Source organism: Microbacterium sp. NPDC055910 (genome assembly GCF_042271185.1).
In the GTDB taxonomy this organism is placed as follows: Bacteria; Actinomycetota; Actinomycetes; order Actinomycetales; family Microbacteriaceae; genus Microbacterium.
Map to the genome: position 1 here is coordinate 72,279 of NZ_JBHJZS010000007.1, position 21,850 is coordinate 94,128.

General features: G+C 63.4%; 28 protein-coding genes. 11 read left to right on the forward strand and 17 right to left on the reverse strand.

What is annotated here, in order from left to right; all coding sequences use genetic code 11:
- Positions 1–143: 143 nt before the first annotated feature.
- From ACFC3F_RS05325 to ACFC3F_RS05340, 4 genes are all read left to right on the forward strand, one after another.
- Positions 144–566, forward strand: coding sequence for a co-chaperone YbbN (locus ACFC3F_RS05325; protein WP_101966232.1), 423 nt, complete (start codon positions 144–146; stop codon positions 564–566).
- A gap of 320 nt (positions 567–886) precedes the next feature.
- Positions 887–1,270 carry a co-chaperone YbbN gene (locus ACFC3F_RS05330; RefSeq protein ID WP_101966233.1) on the forward strand — a complete coding sequence of 128 codons (384 nt, stop codon included), beginning with the start codon at positions 887–889 and terminating at the stop codon, positions 1,268–1,270.
- A 157-nt stretch (positions 1,271–1,427) separates the two neighbouring features.
- Positions 1,428–1,928 (forward strand): hypothetical protein, encoded by a 501-nt coding sequence (locus ACFC3F_RS05335; RefSeq protein ID WP_144820275.1) that lies wholly within the window; start codon positions 1,428–1,430, stop codon positions 1,926–1,928.
- Between the two features lie 61 nt (positions 1,929–1,989).
- Positions 1,990–2,352 (forward strand): hypothetical protein, encoded by a 363-nt coding sequence (locus tag ACFC3F_RS05340; RefSeq protein WP_180951267.1) that lies wholly within the window; start codon positions 1,990–1,992, stop codon positions 2,350–2,352.
- 60 nt (positions 2,353–2,412) lie between these two features.
- Here ACFC3F_RS05340 and msrA (ACFC3F_RS05345) read toward each other — a convergent pair whose 3' ends face one another.
- From msrA (ACFC3F_RS05345) to msrB (ACFC3F_RS05390), 10 genes are all read right to left on the reverse strand, one after another.
- Complete coding sequence (msrA, locus tag ACFC3F_RS05345; RefSeq protein WP_101966235.1) at positions 2,413–2,970, reverse strand: peptide-methionine (S)-S-oxide reductase MsrA; 558 nt, start codon at positions 2,968–2,970, stop codon at positions 2,413–2,415.
- The gene (gene msrB, locus ACFC3F_RS05350) at positions 2,967–3,443 is read right to left on the reverse strand and encodes a peptide-methionine (R)-S-oxide reductase MsrB (protein ID WP_251393508.1); all 477 of its coding nucleotides are present in this window, start codon (positions 3,441–3,443) and stop codon (positions 2,967–2,969) included. The genes msrA (ACFC3F_RS05345) and msrB (ACFC3F_RS05350) overlap by 4 nt, the downstream gene beginning before the upstream one ends.
- Positions 3,444–3,573: 130 nt before the next feature.
- Positions 3,574–4,065: a carboxymuconolactone decarboxylase family protein gene (locus ACFC3F_RS05355; RefSeq protein ID WP_219721920.1), complete on the reverse strand. Its 492-nt coding sequence runs from the start codon at positions 4,063–4,065 to the stop codon at positions 3,574–3,576.
- Positions 4,066–4,083: 18 nt separating this feature from the next.
- Complete coding sequence (locus tag ACFC3F_RS05360) at positions 4,084–4,503, reverse strand: GNAT family N-acetyltransferase (RefSeq protein WP_101966237.1); 420 nt, start codon at positions 4,501–4,503, stop codon at positions 4,084–4,086.
- Positions 4,504–4,555: 52 nt separating this feature from the next.
- Entirely contained in the window at positions 4,556–5,116 is a 561-nt protein-coding gene (gene msrA / locus ACFC3F_RS05365) for a peptide-methionine (S)-S-oxide reductase MsrA (RefSeq protein ID WP_101966238.1), read from the reverse strand.
- Positions 5,113–5,589: a peptide-methionine (R)-S-oxide reductase MsrB gene (gene msrB, locus ACFC3F_RS05370; RefSeq protein WP_101966239.1), complete on the reverse strand. Its 477-nt coding sequence runs from the start codon at positions 5,587–5,589 to the stop codon at positions 5,113–5,115. The genes msrA (ACFC3F_RS05365) and msrB (ACFC3F_RS05370) overlap by 4 nt, the downstream gene beginning before the upstream one ends.
- Before the next feature lie 420 nt (positions 5,590–6,009).
- Positions 6,010–6,405, reverse strand: a complete 396-nt coding sequence (locus ACFC3F_RS05375) for a carboxymuconolactone decarboxylase family protein (RefSeq protein WP_376127409.1) — start codon at positions 6,403–6,405, stop codon at positions 6,010–6,012.
- A 113-nt stretch (positions 6,406–6,518) separates the two neighbouring features.
- Complete coding sequence (locus ACFC3F_RS05380; RefSeq protein WP_376127411.1) at positions 6,519–6,956, reverse strand: GNAT family N-acetyltransferase; 438 nt, start codon at positions 6,954–6,956, stop codon at positions 6,519–6,521.
- A 112-nt stretch (positions 6,957–7,068) separates the two neighbouring features.
- Positions 7,069–7,635, reverse strand: coding sequence for a peptide-methionine (S)-S-oxide reductase MsrA (msrA, locus tag ACFC3F_RS05385; RefSeq protein ID WP_376127413.1), 567 nt, complete (start codon positions 7,633–7,635; stop codon positions 7,069–7,071).
- Positions 7,632–8,108 (reverse strand): peptide-methionine (R)-S-oxide reductase MsrB, encoded by a 477-nt coding sequence (gene msrB, locus ACFC3F_RS05390; protein WP_376127415.1) that lies wholly within the window; start codon positions 8,106–8,108, stop codon positions 7,632–7,634. The genes msrA (ACFC3F_RS05385) and msrB (ACFC3F_RS05390) overlap by 4 nt, the downstream gene beginning before the upstream one ends.
- A 197-nt stretch (positions 8,109–8,305) precedes the next feature.
- Here msrB (ACFC3F_RS05390) and ACFC3F_RS05395 point away from each other — a divergent pair, with 197 nt between their 5' ends.
- The 5 genes from ACFC3F_RS05395 (at position 8,306) to ACFC3F_RS05415 (ending at position 12,487) form a co-directional block, all read left to right on the forward strand.
- Complete coding sequence (locus tag ACFC3F_RS05395) at positions 8,306–8,749, forward strand: GNAT family N-acetyltransferase (RefSeq protein ID WP_376127417.1); 444 nt, start codon at positions 8,306–8,308, stop codon at positions 8,747–8,749.
- Positions 8,736–9,290, forward strand: coding sequence for a carboxymuconolactone decarboxylase family protein (locus ACFC3F_RS05400; protein ID WP_376127419.1), 555 nt, complete (start codon positions 8,736–8,738; stop codon positions 9,288–9,290). The genes ACFC3F_RS05395 and ACFC3F_RS05400 overlap by 14 nt, the downstream gene beginning before the upstream one ends.
- A gap of 635 nt (positions 9,291–9,925) precedes the next feature.
- Complete coding sequence (locus ACFC3F_RS05405; protein ID WP_376127421.1) at positions 9,926–10,582, forward strand: hypothetical protein; 657 nt, start codon at positions 9,926–9,928, stop codon at positions 10,580–10,582.
- A gap of 40 nt (positions 10,583–10,622) precedes the next feature.
- Positions 10,623–11,642 carry an NADPH:quinone reductase gene (locus ACFC3F_RS05410; RefSeq protein WP_376127471.1) on the forward strand — a complete coding sequence of 340 codons (1,020 nt, stop codon included), beginning with the start codon at positions 10,623–10,625 and terminating at the stop codon, positions 11,640–11,642.
- Positions 11,643–11,659: 17 nt separating this feature from the next.
- Positions 11,660–12,487, forward strand: a complete 828-nt coding sequence (locus tag ACFC3F_RS05415; RefSeq protein WP_376127422.1) for a zf-HC2 domain-containing protein — start codon at positions 11,660–11,662, stop codon at positions 12,485–12,487.
- A gap of 209 nt (positions 12,488–12,696) precedes the next feature.
- Here the strand turns inward: ACFC3F_RS05415 and ACFC3F_RS05420 are convergent.
- The 7 genes from ACFC3F_RS05420 to ACFC3F_RS05450 all read right to left on the reverse strand — a co-directional run bounded on the left by ACFC3F_RS05420 (position 12,697) and on the right by ACFC3F_RS05450 (position 19,484).
- Positions 12,697–13,934, reverse strand: a protein-coding gene (locus ACFC3F_RS05420; RefSeq protein WP_282838261.1) for an IS3 family transposase whose coding sequence is annotated in 2 segments (ribosomal slippage) — positions 12,697–13,649 and positions 13,649–13,934 — 1,239 coding nt in all. Because the reading frame shifts where the segments join, the coding sequence is not laid out codon by codon here.
- A gap of 454 nt (positions 13,935–14,388) precedes the next feature.
- Entirely contained in the window at positions 14,389–15,621 is a 1,233-nt protein-coding gene (locus ACFC3F_RS05425) for a bifunctional alpha/beta hydrolase/OsmC family protein (RefSeq protein ID WP_282837942.1), read from the reverse strand.
- Positions 15,622–15,831: 210 nt separating this feature from the next.
- Positions 15,832–16,260: a Rid family hydrolase gene (locus ACFC3F_RS05430; RefSeq protein ID WP_282837943.1), complete on the reverse strand. Its 429-nt coding sequence runs from the start codon at positions 16,258–16,260 to the stop codon at positions 15,832–15,834.
- A gap of 199 nt (positions 16,261–16,459) precedes the next feature.
- Positions 16,460–17,866 (reverse strand): cysteine--tRNA ligase, encoded by a 1,407-nt coding sequence (gene cysS / locus ACFC3F_RS05435; RefSeq protein WP_282837944.1) that lies wholly within the window; start codon positions 17,864–17,866, stop codon positions 16,460–16,462.
- Between the two features lie 39 nt (positions 17,867–17,905).
- The gene (locus ACFC3F_RS05440; protein ID WP_282837945.1) at positions 17,906–18,163 is read right to left on the reverse strand and encodes a DUF6510 family protein; all 258 of its coding nucleotides are present in this window, start codon (positions 18,161–18,163) and stop codon (positions 17,906–17,908) included.
- Complete coding sequence (locus tag ACFC3F_RS05445; protein ID WP_345947492.1) at positions 18,160–18,894, reverse strand: FAD-binding oxidoreductase; 735 nt, start codon at positions 18,892–18,894, stop codon at positions 18,160–18,162. Before ACFC3F_RS05445 ends, ACFC3F_RS05440 begins: the two co-directional genes overlap by 4 nt.
- Positions 18,891–19,484 (reverse strand): molybdopterin-dependent oxidoreductase, encoded by a 594-nt coding sequence (locus ACFC3F_RS05450; protein WP_282837946.1) that lies wholly within the window; start codon positions 19,482–19,484, stop codon positions 18,891–18,893. The genes ACFC3F_RS05445 and ACFC3F_RS05450 overlap by 4 nt, the downstream gene beginning before the upstream one ends.
- Positions 19,485–20,037: 553 nt before the next feature.
- Here ACFC3F_RS05450 and ACFC3F_RS05455 point away from each other — a divergent pair.
- Both ACFC3F_RS05455 and ACFC3F_RS05460 read left to right on the forward strand, forming a co-directional pair.
- A complete protein-coding gene (locus ACFC3F_RS05455) occupies positions 20,038–20,568 on the forward strand; it encodes a TetR/AcrR family transcriptional regulator (protein ID WP_282837947.1) in 531 nt (176 codons plus the stop codon).
- A gap of 132 nt (positions 20,569–20,700) precedes the next feature.
- On the forward strand, positions 20,701–21,732 hold the full coding sequence (locus ACFC3F_RS05460; protein WP_376127427.1) for an IS110 family transposase: 1,032 nt from the start codon (positions 20,701–20,703) through the stop codon (positions 21,730–21,732).
- Positions 21,733–21,850 lie beyond the last annotated feature (118 nt).

Here is a 21,850-nt window from a genome sequence, read left to right on the forward strand (position 1 = left end):
ACCACAGGGAACAACCGGAGTGACACCACACCACGGGACTTGACCGAGACACGATGCGGGGGTCGCCCCGCAGCCACCGGGGTCGCCGCCATTCCGTTGCCCCTCCAAGACCGCCGCGTCGAAATTGACAGGAGCATTGACCCATGACCGTGGTTGCTTTGACTGATCAGAGTTTCGTAAGCGTGGTTGCGACGACCGAACTCGTCGTCGTCGACTTCTGGGCGAGCTGGTGCTCTCCCTGCCGTGCCTTCGGTGCGATCTACGAGAGGTCATCCGTCGAACAGTCACACGTCCTGCACGCACGCGTCGACATCACCAGCGAGCTCCAGGCTGCGCACGTCGCACGCGTGGCCGCCGTCCCGGCCCTACTGGGGTACCGAGACGGCGCACGAGTCTTCAGCCATACCGGCACGCTTTCTGAACCAGCGCTTGCTCGCATCGTCCAGGCACTCAACGAGAGTCGTCGCTCGGGTGCCGGCGTCGAGGCCGTGTCGGACGCCACCGAGATGGAAGTCGATCCTCTGGAGCAAGAGCACACTCATCCGGTGATACCCCCCCGGTGGTGAATGACCGTCACAACGATCGGGTCCGACAGCAGCACGTAGTCAGCCGTACGCGGGTGGCGACGTTGACGACGCCGGGAACCTTCGCGGCGCCCGAAAGCCGACCGCTACCGAGGCTCGCCTCGCGAGCCCGACAAGCCTGATCTTGGACGGAAAATCCGGCGATCGCGTGTAGCGACGTGTCGACTCGCATCTCCGCCCCGCTGCTGACGGTTATCGCTACGCCGCCAACAGGTAGCCGCGACCTTGCGCAGTCCCGCGCGACCGAGGACTATGTAACAGGACCACGAAGTCCAATAAGGTTGTTCACGAGAGGACCAGAGATGGCGACGATAGAGGTAACAGACGAGAACTTTCAGGAGGTCACGGGCCGCGATGGGATCGTGATCCTCGACTTCTGGGCGACCTGGTGTGGTGCGTGCCGAGCGTTTGCCCCGGTGTATGAGGCCGCCTCCGAAGAGCACCCGGACATTGTGTTCGGCAAGGTCGATACAGAGGCTGCGGCTCAGCTGTCGTCGGAGATCGGCATCCGTGCATTGCCTACCGTGGCGGTCTACCGCGACTCGATCAGGGTGTTCATCCAGGCTGGCGCACTGCCGAAGCCGGCGTTGGAGGACCTCATCGCTCAGGTGCGAGGGCTGGACATGGAGCAGGTCCGTGCCGAGCTCGACAACCACCAGCACGAGCCGGGTCACGTTCACGCCTAGCCGCCGCGGCGCGAAGCGAATTGGTGACGGGCGGTCCTCCTCGCCCGTCGCCGAGGGGCAGTGGCACACGAAGGCGCAACTATCTCGACGGGAGCCTCAACGATGGACGTAGATGGGCACGCAAGCCTGTGCGGCATGCCCCCGATCAGTTGGCGCGATGTCTGACATACGTTCGCCAGTCCGTATTGGCGACGACGCGGCCGTTCTGGATCTCGTCCCGCTGGCCTCCGATATGCCCACGGTCGAGGACCTGCGGATGGTGCTGGCCGCATATCGGATCAGAGGAATGCTCGGTTTCCGCTCAAGGAGAGCAGAAGTGGCGCGCATACGCCGGGAGGTCACTGGCGCGGTGCACGCTGTGCAGCCGCGGACGGTGGTGATGGTGTTCGAGGGTGCTGACGGCGCCTCACGGCGACGTGTGGACCGCATCGCACGGCACGTCACCCGCGACATCAGAGTGGCAGCGACCAACGCGGTCGGGTCCGACACCACGGTGATCGGGCTCGTTGTCATGACGGGACAAGAGCGAGATCTCGCCGCGACTTGCGTGCGGCATGTCGCCGTGGAACCGCCCGAGCGCGGCGACGGTCTCGTCTTTCACGCCGCCGACCTCCGGCGCGCGAACATCTACGAGCTCATCGAGGAGGCCGTTGTTTGATGGAGACCGCGTCTAGCACGAAGACGAGGGCCGAGGCTCCGTACGCTGGGAGAAGCCGATCATGAAGCATGGCGACGTCGTCCTCGCCGAAGACATTGCTTACGCGGTGACAAGAGGACCTCTCCGATACGCAGACGGGGCGACACAGACGTTCGACCCCGCCGGCGGCACTGTGTATGTCGAGTATGGGCGGTCCACTCGCGGCGAATGGTACCTCGACGCGACGGGGCGTTTCTGCTCCTTCTGGCCTCCGAGCTACCGGGCCTGCTATGACGTTCGATGGATCGTTGAAGACCATCTTGTTGCTGGGCTCAGCTTCCGGAATGGGTCCTACACCGCCGAAGGGCGATACGAGACGCCCATGCTCGACGAGCTTGTGATGAACGAGCTGCAGGTCTGGGCCGACGACGGCGGAGCTCACTAACTGCTTCCCTATCGACCGGGAGGGTGTGTTCACCCTGGTGAGCACACCCTCCTCCTTTGATCAGATCGCCGCATGCGCCGCGCGAGGCGGAAGCACCCAACCTGCACGAGGGAAGTGACACGTGTAGCCGTTCGGATACCGCTCCAGGTAGTCCTGGTGCTCAGGCTCTGCCTCCCAGAACGGGCCTGCCGGCTCGATTGTGGTCGCGACGCTGCCCGGCCACAGGCCGGAGGCGTCCACGTCTGCGATGGTGTCGCGGGCGATCTTCTCCTGCTCCGGGGTGACGGGGAAGATCGCTGAGCGGTAGCTGGAGCCGATGTCGTTGCCCTGGCGGTTGACGGTGGTCGGGTCGTGGATCTGGAAGAAGAATGCCAGGAGATCACGGTAGGTGGTCTTGGCGGGGTCGAAGACTACCTCCAGCGCCTCTGCGTGACCGGGATGACGATGGTAGGTGGCGTGGCTGTTGCGACCGCCGGTGTAGCCGACTCGTGTCTGCAGCACGCCTGGCTGGCGGCGGACCAGGTCCTCCATGCCCCAGAAGCAGCCGCCGGCGAGAACCGCCGTCTCGGTGCCGGGTGTGCGGGTGATCTGGCCGGCGTCGTGGATGCCACTGGTCATGATGCGTTCTCCTCTGTGGTGTCGGTGGTGTCGAACAGGGAGCGGTACTCGCCGTATCCCTGTGCCTCGAGCTCCGCTGCGGGGATGAAACGGAGTGCGGCCGAGTTCATGCAGTAGCGCAATCCCCCGGCATCGGCAGGTCCGTCGTCGAAGACGTGCCCGAGATGGCTGTCGGCTCCTGTGGATCGGACCTCTGTGCGCTCCATCCAGAGCTTCCGGTCGGTCTTGGTGTGGACGGCGTCCGACTGGATCGGTCGGGTGAAGCTCGGCCATCCGGTGCCGCTCTCGTACTTGTCGGTGGATGAGAACAGGGGCTGGCCCGAGACCACGTCGACGTAGATGCCGGGCTCGTGGTTGCTCCAGTACTCGTTGCAGAACGACGGCTCGGTGCCGTCCTCCTGGGTCACGCGGTACTGGATCGGGGTGAGACGGCTGAGCGCCTCGGACGTCTTGGGGTAGTTACTGCTGGGCACGATTCCTCCGTTTCTGCCGCCGCTGGCTTGCGGCGTCACTGGAGATAACGTCAGAAGTGGACCTTTTGGTCCCGCTTTCCTGAGAGAATGCTGTCCTTTTCGCGGCGTTGCGGGGCGTCCGTTCTCGACTCTAGGAGAGCTTCCCTTCAGCATCTCGCGCTCGCACGGGGTGCTCGCTGAGGATGGAGATCCTGTTGAAGATGTTGATGGTAGTGGCCACCCATTCGGCGCTGACGAAAGCTTCCTGACCGAGGGCGCTTCGGGCGGCGAGGAGGTCGGCCTTGCTGTCTTCGCTCAGCGGGAGCGTGGTCGCTGTCTCGGCGACTGCGAGCAGCGCTGCCTCCCGGTCACTGAAGAGCGTGGACTCTCGCCATGCTGGGAGCAGGTCGAGCTTCTGCTGCGGCACACCCAGCTTCCGGGCTTGCCGGGAGTGGAGGTCTAGGCAGAAGACACATCCATTGAGCTGCGAGACGCGGATCTTGATGATCTCGCCTTCGGCGAGTGACAGCCCGTGCTGAGCGGCTTCTCTAGAAATCGCGCTAGCGAAGGTTGTCGCTGCTTTCCATGCATCGGGGAGGGCTTTGTCCATGTACGGGAGCGAGTGTTCTTCGAGGTGGGTCATGGCTGCCTCTCTTGCGGCTCAGTGCCGTCGTCCGTGCCTGCGTGAGTGCGCGTTGCCAGGGAAGGTGGGGTCGACGACATCCGCGTACTCGGGATGGGAGTGGACGAATGCGGTGGCGAATGGGCACGTCAGGGTCACGGTCCGGCCCTCGGTGCGAAGCTTGTCGAGGACGCCGCCGAGGAGCTTGCCGGCAAGCCCTTTTCCGCGGAACTCAGGAAACACGGATGTCGCGAGCAGAGTCACCCGGTTGCCGGTCTCGGCGTACACAAGTCCCGCAACGGTGCGGTCCTCGACGCGGAGTTCATAGACCGATGCGCTCTCGTCGTTCGTGATGTTCGTGACTTCGGCGAGCGAGTCGGCGGTCCGGGACGAGTCCAGTTCTCCGAGCACCTGATCGGTACCTCTCAGCGTGACCATGCCGTCCTGGCTGCTGTCCATGTGTGTCCTGTTTCCGGCGCGATCGTCCGAGGTTCGCTGAGATCCGCCGTCGCTATGCCGGCGCGTCCGCCTCGGTTCGGCTCGGCAGCACCCAATCGGGGCGTTCGAAGTGACATGTGTAGCCGTTGGGGTATGTAATCAGGTAATCCTGATGCTCGGGCTCGGCTTCCCAGAAAGAGCCCGCGGGCTCGATGGTGGTGACAGGCTTCCCCGGCCACAGACCGGATGCGTCGACGTCGGCGATCGTCTCGCGGGCGATCTGCTCCTGTTGCATGGAGGTGGGGAAGATCGCGGAGCGGTAGCTCGTGCCGTAGTCGTTGCCCTGGCTGTTGAGGGTCGTGGGGTCGTGGACCTGGAAGAAATAGGCGAGGATGTCGCGGTACGTCGTCTGGGTCGGGTCAAAGACGATCTCGATCGCCTCGGCATGCCCGGGGTGGTTACGGTAAGTCGGGTGATCGTTCTCGCCTCCCGTGTAGCCGACACGGGTGTCAACCACGCCCGGCTGGCGACGGAACAGATCCTCCATGCCCCAAAAGCAGCCGCCCGCGAGGACGGCGGTCTCGGTGTCGGGGTTGCGGGTGATCTTTCCGGTGTCATCGATGCCGGCGGTCATGCGACGACTCCTGTCGAGCCGGCATCCGCGTCGAACAGCGAGCGGTACTGCCCGTATCCCTCTTCCTCGAGGGATGAGGCCGGGACGAAGCGAAGGGCGGCGGAGTTCATGCAATACCGGAGCCCCCCAGCATCCTGCGGTCCGTCGGGGAAGACGTGGCCGAGGTGGCTGTCCGCACCGGTCGAACGCACCTCGATGCGAGGCGTGACCAGCTGATGATCGGTCCTGGTGTCCAGGGCGTCGTCATCGATCGGCCTGGTAAAGCTCGGCCAACCGGTGCCGCTGTCGTACTTGTCGGTCGAGGAGAACAGCGGCTGCCCGGAGACGATGTCGACGTAGATGCCGGGCTCGTCGTTCGCCCAATACTCGTTGTCATAAGCAGGTTCGGTGCCCTCTTCCTGCGTGACGTAACGCTGGTCCTCGGTGAGGCTGCGTAGCGCCTCCTCGGTCTTCACGTAATCCTTCGCGCTCATGGTCTCCTCCTGGGTGAGATGGTCCGCTCTTCAAGATTACTGATACGGAATGACACCACACCACGGGACTTGACCACGATTTCTCCGTTCCGGCCGCGTCTGGTCCGCGGCGTCATCAGGTGAAACGCAGGAAGTAGACCTTTTGGTCCTGAGTTCCTGGGAGCTGACTGTGACTTCAGTCTCGGCCCGGCCGGCAACCGGGCACGCCGATCTCACAGCGCGGCAGATGGTGATGGCGAGTGCGCTGCTCCCGACGAGAGGACCGTCAAACGACGAGTCGGGCTCGGTTCGTGCCCCGACACAGGGGCCGAGTCCCGGCGTCAGCGTCAGGAGAGATGTCCGTCAGCATCGCGTGTACGTACCGGGTGCTCGCTGAGGATGGAGATCCGGTTGAAGATGTTGATGGTGGTGGCTACCCATTCAGCGCGTACGAAGGTCTCGTCGCCGAGGGCGATACGTGGCAATGAGGTCTGCCTTGCTGCGTTCTGTTAGTGGCAACTCGGTGGCTGTCTCGGCGACAGCGAGCAAGGCAGCTTCCCGCGCGCTGAACAATGCGGTTTCCCGCCATGCGGGCAGGAGATCCAGCTGTTGCTGCGGCACGCCAAGTTTTCTGGCCTGCCGTGAGTGCAGGTCCAGGCAGAAGACGCATTCATTGAGCTGGGAGACGCGCACCTTGATGAGCTCGATTTCCGCGAGCGTGAGGCCGTGCCGGGTGGTCTCCCGGGAGATGGCAGCCGCGAAGGTCGTCGCTGCCGTCCACGCGTCGGGTAGAGCTTTGTCCATGAAAGGGAGCAGACCATCTTCGTTGCGCATCATCGCTCCGCGGGCGCGTCGTCCAGGCGCACCCTGACCCCGTGATCCCGAGTCGATGGTGTGATGTTGTTGGCCGCGCGGTGTGTTGGCTCCATCGCTTGCTCCCTCGACATGACTCAGTGCTGGCGCAAGACTCCGTGCATGCCGTGGTGCCCAAGAGAGTGCGCACTGCCAGGAAAAGCGACGTCGACGAGGTCCGCGTACTCGGGGCGAGATCGGACAAAGGCCATCGCGAACGGGCAGCTGAGTGTGACCGTTCGACCCTCTCTGCGAAGCGTGTCGAGGACTCCGCCGAGAAGCCTGCCCGCGATACCCCTGCCGCGGAACTCGGGGAACACAGACGTCGCGAGAAGAGTGACGCGCGTCCCCGTTTCCGTATAGAGAAGGCCAGCTACCGTCTGCCCGGCGACCCTGAGCTCGTAGGCGCCAGCGTCTTTGTTGTCGCTGATGCCAAGATCGTCCTCATCGGTCGCCCCGGTCTCGGACACCGTCAGCTCCGCGATCACTTGGTCAGTGCCCATCAGCGTGACCATGCTGTCTTCACTGCGTTCCATGTCGTCCTGACTGTCTGGTAGTGGGCGACCTGCGAAAGCCTCTCCGCGTGCTCTGCGACCACGGCGTCCGAAAGGAAGGGGCGAAGCTGGTCACTGGCAACCGCTGGGTGGCTCAGTGACTCGCCGGCACTTCTGACACGATTCGCCTCGGGAGAACCCAGTCCGGACGCACAAAGTGGCACGTGTAACCATTCGGGTAAGTGATGAGATAGCCCTGGTGCTCAGGCTCCGCTTCCCAGAACGACTCGGCCGCCTCGATGGTCGTTACCGCGTTGCCCGGCCACAGGCCGGACGCATCCACGTCCGCGATCGTGTCCCGCGCGATCTGCTCCTGCTGCATGGAGGTTGGGAAGATCGCAGATCGGTAACTTGTGCCGTAATCGTTGCCCTGACTGTTCAGTGTTGTCGGATCATGCACCTGGAAATAGAAGGCCAGGATGTCGCGGTAGGTCGTCTGGGTTGGGTCGAACACGACCTCGATCGCCTCGGCGTGACCCGGGTGGTTGCGGTAGGTCGCATGATCGTTCTCGCCCCCGGTGTAGCCCACACGGGTGTCGACCACGCCTGGCTGGTGTCGGAACAGATCTTCCATGCCCCAGAAGCAGCCGCCAGCAAGGATAGCGGTCTCCGTGTCGGTGTTGCGGGTGATCTTCCCGGTGTTGTTGATGGCGCTGGTCATGATCCGTGTCCTGTCGATTCTGTTGTCGAGTCGAATAAGGAGCGGTATTGGCCGTAACCCTCCTCCTCGAGCGATGTGGCGGGGATAAAACGGAAGGCGGCGGAGTTCATGCAGTATCGAAGACCACCAGCTTCCTGCGGTCCGTCCGGGAAGACGTGGCCGAGGTGGCTATCCGCACCCACCGAACGCACTTCGACGCGGGGCCGGGTCAGACGGTAGTCGGTTCTGGTGTCGACAGCATTGTCTTCGATTGGTTTGGTGAAACTCGGCCAGCCAGTTCCACTGTCGTACTTGTCAGTAGAGGAAAACAGGGGCTGCCCGGAAACCACATCGACATAGATGCCGGGCTCGTCGTTCGCCCAGAATTCATTGTTGAACGCGGGCTCAGTGCCCTCGTTCTGGGTGACATAGCGCTGCCGTTCAGTAAGGCGACTGAGCGCCTCCTCGGTCTTGAGATAGTCCTTCGAAGTCATGGCTTCCTCCTCGGTACCGCCGCCATTCCTCACCATAGATGGGCTTGGACCTTGGCGTCCATAAACTTTCGCCTGGGAGTATGCTCAGCCTCACGGAGGCGTTCGACATCGAAGTCCCCTGAGCGCCTGGCGGCCCGCTTTTCGGGCTCCGCTAACGCCCTGATCCCATATCTCCGCAGTGGACTCGAGAGGCTGACATGACCGATTCGCGTCTTCCGGCTTTGTCGTCGTCGGATGCTTTGGACCGGGCGGACCACAGCTCGCCCGCTGTCTCCGCAGACCAGCAGGCTCTGATGGACGAGATGCCGGCGACTGGTCCAGAGGAGGAGCCCTCGTTTTCGATCTCCCTAGACGAGGCCGCCGACGTGTTCATAGCCACAAAGGATGGCATCGAGTTCGGCGGAGTGGTGTTCGCCGAAAAAGACGACAGAGTTCTGCTTCTGGCAACGTCGATCCTGCCGGAGTTTCGCGGGAAGGGTTTGGCCGCGGCACTCACGCGAAGGGTGCTCGACATGCTCCATGCCGAGGGCAAGAGCGTGACGGTGAAGTGCCCCGTTTTCCGCTCGTTCGTCCAGCATCACCCAGAGTACGCGGCACGCCTCGACCACCAACCGGGCCGGGATCCGGATGACGATGTCTGAGCAAGAGACCAATCGCTTCGGTAAGGTCCTCGAGAACGTCAGCTTCCGCAACACCCGGTTTAACCCGGAACAGACTGGACTCGACCGCTTGGCGGCAGAGATGGCCGCAGCATTCGGGTACTCGGCCGAACTGGCCGTTGATCCGCAACTGCTGCAACTGCTGAGACTTCGAGTCGCGCAGCTCAATCCATGCTCCTACTGCCTGATCCTGCATTCCGAAGTCGCAATCAAGATCGGGATCTCGTCGATCGACGTGGCGCATCTCCCCTCGTGGCGGGAGAGCACGATGTTCTCCGTGAAGGAGCGAGCAGCACTGGAATACTGCGAAGCCCTAACCGTCTTCAACCAGGAGCGGTTTGCCACCGCACACGACGAACTGCGCACCCACTTCACCGAACGCGATGTCGCAGAGATCGCCGCTGTCGTCATAAACATGAATGTGTGGACTCGCCTCAAGCTCGCGCAAGGGGCTGTGCCCGTTGAGTCGGAGGCGATGGGGCCGGACGAAACGCAGATCGTCGGTCAGGTGGACCCCGGGTGAGTCCGCGCCATCGGGACAAGGATGTGTGGCTTCGCTACGTGAGGCCTGCGATTGGGGCCTTCGCCTTCACACTCGTGCTGACCCTTGCTGGCTGCGCCTCGTCGCCTGATCCTCCACTCACGGACTCAGTAAACGCAGTGGTAGGGGTCACGGACGCGGACATGTGCGCTGCCATCGGCGACGTTGTCGCGATCACGTTCAACGCTGACTCGGCAGCGCAGGAGGGTCGCCTGACTGTGCAGGAGCAGCGGAGCTGGAATCGGCTCGCGACACGTGCACTCGATCGAGTGGCTACCTCCGGCCAGGGTGCGGTAAGTGAGGCGGTCGCCGACCTCCAGGCCGCAGTTCCGCCGATTGCAGCGGGTTCCGCGGCCACGGCGCGAATCGAGTCGGAAGCCGCCTACCGTGCAGTCCTCGGATCCTGCGCGAGCGCGGGATCCGAGGTCGAGACCTGGAGCTTCACCGGAGTTGGTCAGATTGTCTGCGTGCGGGGGTGGTGCCTCAGGAGTTAAGAAAGGAGGCGATGCGGTCGAGATTCGATCGCGGATCGTTCAACTATGGCAAGGCGAGTCTGCGTGGAGCACCGTACTTCATGGGATGCAAACGGAAACCCTCCCTGGTTACCGAGAAACCCTATGATCCGCACCACACTGAGCCTTGAGGGTCGCTCACACACGATGGCCAGCGGGCGACTGCCAAAACAAACTCAGATTGTGAGAGGTCCGACGATGCGCATCAACTTGAATGAATTTCTGCTGGGCGTTGCGGGAGTCTCGTCGACGCTCCTCGGCACCTTCATTGTCGGGGTGTTCTTCTACATCGACACCGACATGCACCGTGTTGTGATGGCGTCAGACGCGGCCGATCGATACCTCCGTTCCAACGTGCGCTGGGTCTTCCTTGTCTACGCCCTACCGCTTTTCGCCTCCTTAGCTCTCGCGGTCTTCGACCCGGTCTGGGGCGCCGCTATATTCATCCTCTTGAGCGCGATTCTGATCGTCTGCACCGGGGACACGGTGCGACGGATGCTCGTGCGTGGTGGATCGGGTGACTCGACTGCCACGGTGATCAATCAATGGGTGTCTACAGCAGCCGTTGTTGTCCTGGTCGCGCTTCCTTGGGTCATCGGAGGATGGGTGCCTCCGGCGACCGCATTCATCCCGTCCATCCTCCTCGCCCTCGCCGCCGGCTTCACAAGCACTCTCGGTCTGATCATGGGCCAATTCGATGCGACCGCAGCAATGGCCGATCTGAGCCTTGCGGACGACGAACCGGATTCTGCTCAGCGGTAGGCGAGATTCACTATTCACTTCAACAGTTAGGGATACCACTATGAAATCAATCAGCTACAACCGGCCCGGCGCATCCTCAGTACTGACCCTCGACGAGGTCCAGGCCGCTGATCCGGGCCCAGGAGAAGTCCGCGTGCGGATCGTCGTGTCCGGCGTTAACCCCACGGATTGGAAGGCACGCGCCGGCAGCTCGTCGAGCAGCTTCGAGCGACGAGTGCCGAATCAAGACGGTGCGGGTATCGTCGACGCGCTCGGCAGCGGAGTGTCTGGGCTGTCGGTGGGCGACCGCGTCTGGGTGTGGGATGCCGCATACGAGCGAACCGCGGGTACCGCCCAGGAACTCGCTGTCGTGCCCGTCCGGCAGGTCGTTCCGTTGCCGTCCAACGCTTCCTTCGACGTGGGCGCATCGCTCGGCATCCCGGCGTTAACCGCGCACCGCACCCTCACCGCCAACGAACACGGCCCCGCGCGGCTCGCTCCCGGTGCACTCGGCGGCCAGGTCATCCTCGTGACCGGCGGCGCCGGCGCCGTGGGGCACGCAGCCATACAGCTCGCGCGCTGGGCAGGGGCAACGGTCATCACCACGGTCAGCGGCCCCGAGAAAGCGGAACTCGCCCGAGCGGCCGGCGCCCACCACGTCATCAACTACCGCAACGAGGATGTAGCCGCCGCCGTACTCTCCATCGCGGAAGAGGGCGTCGACACCATCGTCGACGTGAACGTGCAGGCCAACGGTGCCACAGACTTGGCGGTGCTGAAGTTCGGCGGAACGATCGCCATCTACGCCTCGGACTCGTCCGCGCCGCTCGCCGTTCCCATCGGTAGCGCAATGCGTCGAAACGCTCGATACCAGTTCGTGCTCACTTACACCGTGACCGAGGACCAGAAGACCAACGCGGTCACCGCCGTCACCTCCGCTCTTGCTGACGGTGCACTGCCCGTCGGCGCCGAGCACGGGCTTCCCCTCACCAGGTTCGACCTCGCTGACACCGCGGCAGCTCACGATGCCGTTGAGGCGGACACCGTCGGCAAAGTGCTCATCGACGTCACCGACGCATGAGCGCCTCGAGTCGAATGATGGCTACATTGACATGCGCCCGGGTCGTATCGATGGCCTCGGACTATCTCGACGGCGTACTCGAGCCGCAGGAGCGCTCAGAGGTTGACGCACACCTGGAAGGCTGCGACGCGTGCCCGCGGCACCTCGCCCAACTTCGGACCACCATCAGGATCCTGGGCGAACGGCCAGATGTCGTCGTGCCCGACGAACTACGGAATGTACTCGCCGCCGCTTCCGCAACCGCATCTTTGGCCGACGTGGCGGCTCAGGCTGCCATGGACCACACCGGATACCTGCTCGGACTCGCTCGGGCCTTCCGGCCCGAGAGCGCGCAAGATGCCGTCCAGTCTGCCTGGCTGCGCGCTCTTCGCGAGGGTTCGGAGGCGTTCACCCGCGAACGACTCACCGAGCTGCTTCTGGTCGAGGACGACGGTGACCCCGAGGTGCGGTCATGGGATGATCACGACGGCGGCGCAGACGCCATCGTCGACCAGCTGGACGCGGACGCGGATGAAGCCGAGTTGTTTTACCCCGCGTTCTATGGCGAGGGCCCCGACGCTGGCGCGTGGATCGACCAGCCCAACGCGTGGCCCGGACACAACGAAATCCTGGGGCCGCAAGCGGATCTTTCGACCACGGAGTTGTACGGCGTCGTCGACGATGCCTTCGACGACCTTAGCTCTCTGCAAGCTACGGCGGTCAACCTGGTGGATTTTGAAGGTGAAACGAGCGAGCGCGCGGCGACGATCCTCGGCGTCGCGGTCGGCGATCTCCGCCGTGCGCTGAACGAGGCCCGCCATCATCTTCGTGGTTCTCTGGACGGCTATTTCGTCACCAGCAGCTGAGCAAGCACTGGGATCCGGCGTGGCTGCGCTCCCTCTCGAGCGAGCTTGTCGCGCGGCCGTTCCGGCGTCCTCTTTCGCATGCTCGAGCGGGCTTTTCGGGGTGCCGGCAGACGTCGTCGATGGTCGCAGCTCGATCAATTCACTCTCGGTCATGTGTTTCGACCACAGTCACCAATTACGCTCAGTGTGAATCGGCCTGACTTTCGTTCCTATCGGGAGCCTTGTCTGGCGGGGGCCGGTTGGGCTGATTCTTGGTCAGCGTAGTACGCCTGCTCGACCTCGAGTGGGGTGCGCATGTCGAGCTCGCCGTGGAGGCGGGAGTTGTTCCACCACCACACCCATTCGAGGGTCGCGAGCTCGACCTGCTCGACGGTCCGCCAGGGACCGCGTTGGCGGATCAGCTCGGTCTTGTAGAGGTTGTTGACCGCCTCTGCCATCGCGTTGTCGAAGCTGTCGCCGACCGTCCCGGTCGAGGGAACAGCGCCGAGTTCGACGATCCTGTCGGTGTAGACCATCGCCATGTAGTTCGAGCCGTGGTCCGAGTGGTGCGTCAGCCCGGTGAGGTCATCGCCGGCGTCCCACGCCGCCATATCCAGCGCCTGCATCGGCAGAATCTCCGCCCGAAGCGTGGCCGCGACGTTCCAACCCACGATGCGACGTGAGTAGACGTCGGTGACGAACGCGACGTAAGCGAACCCGGACCACGTCGCGACATAGGTCACGTCGCAGACCCAGAGCCGGCGGGGACCGTCGGCGGTGAATCGGCGGTTGACGAGATCCGTCGGACGCTGCAGGGCGGGATCAGACTTCGTCGTGAACACTCGCTTGGACTTGCGCACCCCGCGAACACCGGCGAGACGCATCAGCCGTTCGGTCTGGTCGCGCCCGATGTCCCACCCCTGTCGTCGCATCAGCGCGTGCATCTTCCGGCGCCCATAGACCCCGTAGTTCTCTGCGTGCAGCCGGACGATCTCGGGCACTAGCAGGTCATCCTGCAGCTGCCTGGCGGATGGAGTGCGGTTCACCGCAGCGCGGTAGCCGCGTGACGTGAGGAATCCTCTCACTGCCGGTCGGAGGACCTGGCAGATGAGCTCGACCCCGAAACGATCCCGGTGTTCGTTGATGAACCGGATCATCTCGTCGAGGGGTGGTCGAGCTCCTTCGCGAAAAAGATGCTCGCAGCCTTGAGGATCTCGTTCGCTTTCCGTAACTCCGAGACCTCCTTCTGCAGACGCTTGATCTCCGCGGCCGCCTCGGTCGTTACGCCGGGCTTCACGCCGGCGTCTACCTCGTAGCGGCGTTGCCACAATCGCAACGTCTCCGGGCTCATCCCTAGCAATCCGGCCACGTGCCGGACGGCGCTCATCATCGTCGGGTGCGACGGCCGCGTCTCCGCGAGCATCCGCAGCGCCCGCTCACGCATCTCCGGCGAATACTTCCTGTTCATCGTGTTCCATCCTTACTTGAAGAACGGAACGAAAGTCAGGCCGATTCACCCCGCAGATAGCCAATACCTTGTCGAGTTGCACAACGCGGGTCTCGAGGGCAGCGGCAGGTAACGCTCGGTGCGCGATCTGACGGTCCGCGTGCCGGCGGGAGCCGTCGGGTCGGTGAAACGAGCAAGCGTGCAGCGGTGACCCTCGGCATCGATGTCGGGACCTCTCAGCCGTGCGCTGGACGCGGCCCGCGAGCACTTAGATGATTCCTCGACGGCTATCTGATCACCGCTAGCTGAACACGCACTTGAGCCCGGCGTTGCTGCGCTCCTTTTCGAGGTCTAGCGTGCGGGCGAGCTGATTGCGGCATTCCGGCGTACTCGTTCGCATGCTCGTGCTCGGTAAGGGTCTACGGCGGCAAAGCTCATGAAGCTGACACCCTCGTCGTCGCCCTCAGGTTGGCGTCTATCCGAGCCGGGTTGATACGACGAGTCCGGCGTGAAGCGTGCGATGCACCGGGCACTTGTCGGCGATCACCAGGAGAGCGGACCGCTGATCGTCAGTCAGGTTGCCCGTCAGAGTGATCGTGCGGTCGATGTGCTCAAGCTGCGCGGTGGTCTCGTCGCAGGTTTCGCAGTCGTTTGGGTGGGAGCGCGCGTGGGAGAGCTCAACCTCCACGTGCTCGAGCGGCCACTTCTTGCGATTCGCGTAGATCCGTAGGGTCATCGAGGTGCATGTTCCCAGGGCGGCGAGAAGAAGCTCGTAGGGATTCGGGCCTGCGTCAGTGCCGCGCGGGAAGGGTTCATCGGCGACGGACAGGTGTTGGGCCGTGGTGACCGTCTGGACGAAGCCGTCGGCTGATCGTTCAGAGACGCGCACGTGCCCCGGGGCGAGGTCTGGCCCACGACCGATGGCCTCGGCCGGTGGGTCGGTGAGGGCGTAGCGGCTCGCCCAGTGACCGATGATGGCAGCGACGTAGGTAGCGTCCTGCTTGTGGGAGAGCAGATGGTTGGCACCGTCGATCGCGATGAACGACTTGGGGTGTCGCGCCGCGTCGAAGATTATGCGTGCGTTGTCGATGCCGACGGTCTCATCCACCGGTGAGTGCAGCACGAGCAGCGCCGCGCCGAGGCTCGCGATCCGCTCCTGCTGGGGCTGCATCTCGATGTCGCGCAGGAACTGTGTCTGGATACGGAACGGTCGGCCGCCGAGATTCACCTCTGCGACTCCGTCGCGCTCGATTGTGGAGAGGTCATCGCCGATCAACCGCACGATGTGTTCCGTCTCTGCGGGAGCGCCGATCGTCACCACAGCCGCCGTTTCGGGGATACTCCCCGCAGCGGCGAGCACGGCTGAGCCGCCGAGCGAGTGACCGATCAGAATGCGGGGCGCGTCGTAGTTCTCGCGCAGATAGTCCGCAGCGGCGATCAGGTCTCCGATGTTTGAGCTGAAGTTCGAGTTCTCGAAGTCACCGCCGGACTGGCCGAGGCCGGTGAAGTCGAAGCGCAACACTGCGATCCCTGAGCTGGTGAGTGCGCGAGAGATGCGACTTGCGGCGACGGAGTCCTTATTGCAGGTGAAGCAGTGGGCGAAGAGGGCGTACCCGCGCGGCTCGCCGAGCGGCAGTTCGAGTCGGGCGGCAAGTGAGTCACCCTGCGAGCCTGAGAATTCAATGCGTTCGGTCGCGGCGGGATTCATGTGAGATCTCACCGGTACTCGGGGTGGGAGCCGTAGTGCTCGTCAGCATCCCTCTGCCGGCGAAGGTCGCCCAAACCGCCGCAGCCGCGTGCTTCCTTAAGTGGTCGAGCCATGAGTATCAAATCCCTCGTCCTTTGGGTTGTGTTGCGGTGTGTGAGGTCGTTCTTGGGCCGATGTCGACCATCCTTTTGATGCGATGCCACGTTGCCGCTAAGCGACGATCGCGGTGACGCGGATTTCAACCCTCATCCCGGCCAGTCCGAGTGCTGTCACGCCGGTCTGGGTCCAGATCGGAGCACGTTGCCCTGTCCAGCGCCGGAGCTGTGCCACCATCACGTCATTGTGTGCGTGACCGATCGCGTCTGTCTCGGTTGGCACGTGGTAGGAGTTCACATGAACGACGTCCCGCCAGCTCGCGCCGGCCGTCGCCAGAGTGCGCTCGACGTTCTCGAACGCACGTACGATCTCCGCCTCCAGCGATTCAGGGAGCACCCAGTGGTCGTCCCAGCCGCCTTGGCCGGAGGTCTCGATTCGATTTCCGATCCGCAACGCTTGCGAGTAGTGAAGGTGCTCACGTGCCCATTCCCCATATCCAGGGGTCGCAAAGAACTCGGGCGTGGACTTCGGTGCGTGTTCCATGGGACTCCTCAGTGGATGTGGACTTGAAAGTGTGTCCCAGGCGCAGATGCACCTGAGGTCTAGATCAGTTCGGGGTTGATGCCGCTTCAGTCGGACCAAGCCATGGGGTCCTCTTCTCCCGTCAGAGGAGGAACTCCGACTCCCGGATGTCACCAGGACACGCTCGCCCACGCTGACTGCCGGAGGATTGTTGATGTGCTTACGGGGGAGTCGTCATGGTCCTCCAGGTGCTGGTTGAGGGGGTGTCTTCGAGGACTATTCCGGCGCGTGCGAGATCGTCGCGAATGCGGTCAGCTGAGGCGTAGTCGCCTGCCGCTCGTGCCTGCTCGCGACGGGCCACCAGGACATCGAGGAGGTCCGCAAGCGTGTCACGGTTGTCATGCTTCGTCGGACGGGTCTTGTCATCAAGGTGCATGCCGAGCGCCGTGAGCATTGCCGATACTGCTCGATACTCCGCGGATGCGATGGCTCTCTCGCCGCGATCGAGTGCCATGTTTCCGGTGCGGACATGCTCGTGAAGGACGGCTAGAGCCGCTGGCACGTTCAGGTCATCATCCAAGGCATCAGCGAATTGGCGAGGAAGGGCATCGACTGTGTGTGCTGCGGCGACAGCTTGTTGCTGATGCCGCTTCAGGAAGGTCAAAACTCGAGCGAAGGCCGCTTGGGCGTCGGCGAGAGCGTGCGGGTGATAGTCGAGCGTCGACCGGTAGTGAGCACTCAGCAGGTAGTAGCGCAGGGAGTCCGGGCCGACAGTTTGGAGGAGCTCGTCAGCGGAGACCCAGTTGCTGAGCGACTTGGCCATTTTCTGCCCGCCGACGGTGACCAAGCCGTTGTGGACCCAGTTCCGGGCGAATGCGTCGCCGGCAGCCGCCGATTGGGCGAGCTCGTTTTCGTGGTGTGGGAACCGAAGGTCAAGACCGCCACCGTGGATATCAAAAACGGGCCCGAGATAACGGTGCGACATGGCCGAGCACTGGATGTGCCAACCAGGTCGGCCAGCCCCCCATGGGGAGGGCCATGAGGCCGACGCCGGTTCGTTGGGCTTCGTTCCCTTCCAGAGAGCAAAATCTCGTGCATCGCGCTTCGCGGCGCTGGGGGCCTCATCGGAATCGGGGATGCTATCCGGCTTCTGCCTCGTCAGCGCACCGTAGTCGCCCCAGCTGCTGACGTCGAAGTAGACGTCTCCAGATGCGTCGCTAGCAGCGTAGGCGTGACCGCGCTGTATCAGCCTCTCGATGAATGCTTGCGTGTCAATGATGTGGCCCGAGGTGCGCGGCTCATACGTGGGCGCCAGGATTCGCATCGACGCGTACAGCCGCGTGAATTCTGTTTCGACACGGTATGCGCGGGCCCACCATGGTTCGTCTTCGGTGGCCAAGGCGAGGACTTTGTCATCGATGTCCGTCACGTTTCGTACGAGGGTGACGGTGTATCCGCGGTGGGTGAGCCAGCGGTTCAAGAGATCGTAGGTGAGGGCACTTCGCAGGTGCCCGATATGTGGCGCGGACTGAACCGTGGGCCCGCAGAGGTAGATGCTGACCTTTCCTGGTTGGACGGGGATGAATGCGCGCACTGCGCGGGTGCGACTGTCGTAGATATGGAACATCTGTGCTCGCACCCTTTCTGATCTCTTCCGTGCACGCGGTCACGACCGCGGGGCTGCCACGAACGATAGGCCAGTGGGGCTGAAGAGGGTCTCGTGGGGCTTGTTCACGATCACGGCGAGCGTCGACTGGCAGTGTGCACACCGCATCACTGACCCCATGGCGGTGATGAACACGTGTGCCACGGCGAGCTCGAAGATGCGTTGACAGTGGCGACACCGTGCAATGGCCGCAGTCATTTCGACGCCGAATACGTCAGCAAGCACTCCCGCAAGAGCGTTTCCGTCTACGTAACTCATCCGATTCCTCCAAATCGTTCCGTGCGGATTCTTGCGGGGTCGTGGCCAAGCTGAACAAGCCAACCAGCAACCGCCTCGACGAACGGCGTGGGCCCACAGACGAAGATCCGCGGTGCTGCTGAGGAAGGGAAAGTGAGGGCACCAAGCGATTCCCTTGTTAGCCGTCCCGCCGGGCGGTCGGCCCCGGGAGGTGGCTCCCTGGTGTGTACGAGGTCCACGGTGGTCCTCGCGAATGCGGCGATCTCCTCGGAGAAGAACACGTCCTGAGGTGTGCGGACGGAGTACAGCAAGCGAAAAGCGACGCTGTCTGCCTCCAGCTCCCGAGCGACCGCCATCGCGAACAGCGGGACTATACCCGACCCTCCCGCTATGAGCTGCACGGGTGTTAGATCGGGTGTCGAAGGATCCCATACGAAGTAGCGGCCAAGTGGGCCGTGCACCTCTACTTCTTCACCCTTGCTGAGATGGTGGACGAGAAAGGGCGATACCTCGCCGCCATCAACCTCTTCGACAGCCAAGACCACTCGCGTCGTCTCGCCAGAGCTGGCGACGGAATACGACCTCGCAGCCTGGTAGCCATCAGGGGCGGTGAGACGGATATCCAGGTGCGCACCGGGGTGATTACCAGGCCAAGTAGGTACATCGAGTTCAATACGCACCGCCGATCTTGTCTCGCGGCGAATGTCCACTACTCGCCCGATGTGCCATTTCGCACGGGTCAGTAGCGTCACGAGTAGCGCTCCTCCAACCAGGGATCGCCTCGGAGGTGATATCCGTTCTGCTCCCAGAAACCGGGCTCATCAAGCGACATCATTCGCATCCCGCGGACCCACTTGGCGCTCTTCCAGAAGTAGAGATGGGGTACGAGAAGACGCGCCGGTCCACCGTGCTCTGGCGTAAGCGGTTCCCCCTCTGCTTCCGTGGCGATCCAGGCCTGCCCATCGAGCAGGTCCTCGACTGCAAGGTTGGTGGTGTAGCCGCCATAGCTCTGCACCATCACGTAGTCGTGCAGCGACTCCACGTTCTCGAAAATCTTGTCAAGCGACACCCCGCGCCACGCCATGTCCAACTTGGACCAGTGCGTGACGCAATGAATGTCGGTGACGATCTCCTCCACGCCGAGCTCGTGGAGTGCGTTCCAATCCCAGCTGTGCTCGGCGCCCGTCTCTGTCCTGATCGTGAAAGACCACTGGTCATCCCCGATCTCGGGCGTTGGACCTGCCGTGAGCACCGGCCAGTCATCGGCCAATGTTTGTCCCGGAGGCAACCGTGGGTCGCTAGAGGCGTGTCGGCGACCGAAACCGCTGTTAATGACTGACATGGGACTCCTTCACTCGGGACTGCCACGTTCAATCCGAGCAGCATCACAGCGAACGGGTCCACGCGATCGAGCTCGGCAAGATGAAGCTGGCACCATCCAATGGCTTACGCAAGACGCGTACGATAACGCGCCCAAACGCAGTTACCAGGTGCCGTTCAGGGATGTGAAGACGGATGCTCCACTCCGATCGTGAGGCGAACACTTCGTCCTGGATTGTTCGATCATCATACGCCGGTCATGTAGGACCAACAGGTCCATTTTTACAACTGGGTGCCACGTGACCGGGAAGCTGAGGACGGAGCGAAAACTCCGGCAAACGCTGGTCTGCTGGCCCCCTTGTGTGGGATCAACAGCGCCCGCTCATCCAGTAGGCTTTTCGCAGACGAGGACCCGAGGGTCCAAACGAAGAACTAAGTAGACCAGTGGGATTGAAATGAAGCCGCACGACGACACGCGATAGCGCCGGCCAACTCATTCGGCGCGCCTCGATCCACGCACCTCCACACACGAAGCCTCCCGGATTCAAAGCCTGGGGGAGGGCTAACCTGGGGGTGTGACTACTAGCAGCGCCGACGCGAGTGTGCGCCGTTTGACGTCGCGTGGGAAGGCCACGAAGCTGCGCATCGTCGAGGTCGCTGATCAACTGATGTACGAGCGGGGCGTTTCGGCTACCACGCTTGCTGATGTTCGGATTGCTAGTGGGACGTCCAAGTCCCAGCTTTATCAACATTTCGCCAGCAAGGCCGCACTAGTGGGGGAAGTCATCGAGGTTCGGGCCGAGAAGGTGCTTGCGCAGCAGCGTCGTCGGCTGGAGAAGGTTGACTCCATTCGCGGGCTCGAGCTTTGGCGTGATGAGCTCGTGGAGCGCAACGCGATCCGTGATGGGGCGTTCGGGTGTCCCCTTGGGTCAATGGCTAACGAGATCGCCGACCAAGACGATGAGGGCCGACGCAGGATCGCCGCGCACTTCGATGAGTGGCTTCAGCTACTGACCGCCGCGCTTGACAGGCTGAAAAGTCATGGAGTGATCAGCGCGGACGCTGATTCGCGGGCGCTAGACGATATGGGTCTTCGGTCCTCTTGAGGCTGGGGCCTCGATTCGCGTAAGCGTGGGTTACCAGTCCGGTGGGGACTGGTCTATCCGACAGGCGAATGGAGGCCCCAGTTGATTACTCAGCGTACGAGCGTCGGACTGGATGTGCACGCACGGAGTGTGGTGGCGGCGGCGATCGATGAGCAGACCGGCGAGGTCCTCCGGCGACGATTCGGGTATGACCCCGCCGAGGTCGTCGCCTGGGTGCGGTCTTTGCCGCAGCCCGCGGCGGTGACGTACGAGGCCGGTCCGACAGGTTTCGCGTTGGCGCGACTGTTCGCGGTGTCGGGGATCTCGTGTCTTGTCGCGGCGCCGTCGAAGCTTCAGCGACCGTCAGGGGATCGAGTCAAAACGGACGCGCGGGATGCGTTGCATCTGGCCAGGCTGTTGCGGTTGGACGAGATCGTCGCGGTCCGGGTGCCGACGATCGAGCAGGAGACCGCACGGGATCTTGTCCGCACGCGGGAAGACAACCGGGCCGCGCTGATGGCGGCGCGGCATCGGCTGTCGAAGCTGCTGTTGCGGCACGGGATCCTCTACGACGGCAAGTCTGCGTGGACGGGCGCGCACGATGCCTGGCTGCGACGGCACCGCTTCGAGCATCCGGGCCTGCAGGCCGCGTTCGACGCGGACTACGAGACCGTGCAGCAGATCGGTGCCCGCAAGGACCGCCTCGACAAGCTGATCGAGGAGCTGGCGGAGACCAGTCAGTACGCGGCCACGGTGCGCCGGCTCGGCTGCCTGCGGGGTGTCTCGACGCTGACCGGGTTCGCGTTGGCCGTCGAGATCGGCGACTGGGACAGGTTCACCGGATCGACCATCGGTGCGTTCCTCGGGCTGGTGCCCTCAGAGTTCTCCTCAGGCCAGTCCAGGGTTCAGGGATCGATCACGAAGACCGGCAACACGCACGCCAGGCGCCTGCTGGTCGAATCAGCCTGGCATCACCGCAAGCCGTACCGACCCGGCGCGGTCATGCAAGCGCGGTGGGCTCAAGCTTCGGGGATGGCCGTCGCGCGGGGCGACGCCGGCAACCACCGCCTTCACCACAAGTGGCAGCAGTTCACCACCCGCAAGAAGCGTCCCGTGATCGCGAACGTCGCTGTCGCCCGCGAGCTCGCGGGCTGGTGCTGGTCCCTGGCCGTCATGCCCGACTGACAGCCCCCGACCGGTCGACGGCGCCGCGGACAACGGTGACGGCAACGCGAGGAGCGACCCGCGATTTAGCTATGAGCAGCCTGCCCACGGCGGGCGACGCTCGATCCTAGACAAGCGG

What these genes read in the sequence shown, in the direction of transcription:
- ACFC3F_RS05325 (WP_101966232.1), top strand. Translation starts at nt 144, where the DNA reads ATGACCGTGGTTGCTTTGACTGATCAGAGTTTCGTAAGCGTGGTTGCG.
- ACFC3F_RS05330 (WP_101966233.1), top strand. Translation starts at nt 887, where the DNA reads ATGGCGACGATAGAGGTAACAGACGAGAACTTTCAGGAGGTCACGGGC.
- ACFC3F_RS05335 (WP_144820275.1), top strand. Translation starts at nt 1,428, where the DNA reads ATGTCTGACATACGTTCGCCAGTCCGTATTGGCGACGACGCGGCCGTT.
- ACFC3F_RS05340 (WP_180951267.1), top strand. Translation starts at nt 1,990, where the DNA reads ATGAAGCATGGCGACGTCGTCCTCGCCGAAGACATTGCTTACGCGGTG.
- msrA (WP_101966235.1), bottom strand. Translation starts at nt 2,970, where the DNA reads ATGACCAGTGGCATCCACGACGCCGGCCAGATCACCCGCACACCCGGC.
- ACFC3F_RS05355 (WP_219721920.1), bottom strand. Translation starts at nt 4,065, where the DNA reads ATGACCCACCTCGAAGAACACTCGCTCCCGTACATGGACAAAGCCCTC.
- ACFC3F_RS05360 (WP_101966237.1), bottom strand. Translation starts at nt 4,503, where the DNA reads ATGGACAGCAGCCAGGACGGCATGGTCACGCTGAGAGGTACCGATCAG.
- msrA (WP_101966238.1), bottom strand. Translation starts at nt 5,116, where the DNA reads ATGACCGCCGGCATCGATGACACCGGAAAGATCACCCGCAACCCCGAC.
- msrB (WP_101966239.1), bottom strand. Translation starts at nt 5,589, where the DNA reads ATGAGCGCGAAGGATTACGTGAAGACCGAGGAGGCGCTACGCAGCCTC.
- ACFC3F_RS05375 (WP_376127409.1), bottom strand. Translation starts at nt 6,405, where the DNA reads ATGATGCGCAACGAAGATGGTCTGCTCCCTTTCATGGACAAAGCTCTA.
- ACFC3F_RS05380 (WP_376127411.1), bottom strand. Translation starts at nt 6,956, where the DNA reads ATGGAACGCAGTGAAGACAGCATGGTCACGCTGATGGGCACTGACCAA.
- msrA (WP_376127413.1), bottom strand. Translation starts at nt 7,635, where the DNA reads ATGACCAGCGCCATCAACAACACCGGGAAGATCACCCGCAACACCGAC.
- msrB (WP_376127415.1), bottom strand. Translation starts at nt 8,108, where the DNA reads ATGACTTCGAAGGACTATCTCAAGACCGAGGAGGCGCTCAGTCGCCTT.
- ACFC3F_RS05395 (WP_376127417.1), top strand. Translation starts at nt 8,306, where the DNA reads ATGACCGATTCGCGTCTTCCGGCTTTGTCGTCGTCGGATGCTTTGGAC.
- ACFC3F_RS05400 (WP_376127419.1), top strand. Translation starts at nt 8,736, where the DNA reads ATGACGATGTCTGAGCAAGAGACCAATCGCTTCGGTAAGGTCCTCGAG.
- ACFC3F_RS05405 (WP_376127421.1), top strand. Translation starts at nt 9,926, where the DNA reads ATGATCCGCACCACACTGAGCCTTGAGGGTCGCTCACACACGATGGCC.
- ACFC3F_RS05410 (WP_376127471.1), top strand. Translation starts at nt 10,623, where the DNA reads ATGAAATCAATCAGCTACAACCGGCCCGGCGCATCCTCAGTACTGACC.
- ACFC3F_RS05415 (WP_376127422.1), top strand. Translation starts at nt 11,660, where the DNA reads ATGGCTACATTGACATGCGCCCGGGTCGTATCGATGGCCTCGGACTAT.
- ACFC3F_RS05425 (WP_282837942.1), bottom strand. Translation starts at nt 15,621, where the DNA reads ATGAATCCCGCCGCGACCGAACGCATTGAATTCTCAGGCTCGCAGGGT.
- ACFC3F_RS05430 (WP_282837943.1), bottom strand. Translation starts at nt 16,260, where the DNA reads ATGGAACACGCACCGAAGTCCACGCCCGAGTTCTTTGCGACCCCTGGA.
- cysS (WP_282837944.1), bottom strand. Translation starts at nt 17,866, where the DNA reads ATGTTCCATATCTACGACAGTCGCACCCGCGCAGTGCGCGCATTCATC.
- ACFC3F_RS05440 (WP_282837945.1), bottom strand. Translation starts at nt 18,163, where the DNA reads ATGAGTTACGTAGACGGAAACGCTCTTGCGGGAGTGCTTGCTGACGTA.
- ACFC3F_RS05450 (WP_282837946.1), bottom strand. Translation starts at nt 19,484, where the DNA reads ATGTCAGTCATTAACAGCGGTTTCGGTCGCCGACACGCCTCTAGCGAC.